The organism is Pseudomonas sp. SIMBA_067, assembly GCF_046534675.1.
In the GTDB taxonomy this organism is placed as follows: Bacteria; Pseudomonadota; Gammaproteobacteria; order Pseudomonadales; family Pseudomonadaceae; genus Aquipseudomonas; species Aquipseudomonas putida.
Genome location: NZ_JAWRYH010000616.1, coordinates 1 through 264 on the forward strand (window position 1 = coordinate 1; position 264 = coordinate 264).

Here is a 264-nt window from a genome sequence, read left to right on the forward strand (position 1 = left end):
GAATAAGCTGGCCTGGATCGTCAGTGCCTTGTCGGTAGGTATCGGTTTTGGCTTACAGGAGATTGTGAAGAACTTTATCTCGGGGCTGATTCTGTTGACCGAGCGGCCAGTGAAGGTTGGCGATCTGGTGAGCATCAGCGGTATCGAAGGGGATATCCGCCGGATTAACGTGCGCGCCACCGAGATCCAGCTGGGCGATAAATCCACGGTGATTGTGCCGAACTCGCAGTTTATCTCGCAGAACGTGCGAAATGCCACCATGGG

The 264-nt window shown here is 54.5% G+C and carries 1 protein-coding gene; it reads left to right on the forward strand.

What is annotated here, in order from left to right; translation table 11 throughout:
* Window positions 1-264 (forward strand): mechanosensitive ion channel family protein (locus SB765_RS30570; RefSeq protein WP_410932610.1); only part of this gene is annotated, 264 nt, incomplete at both ends.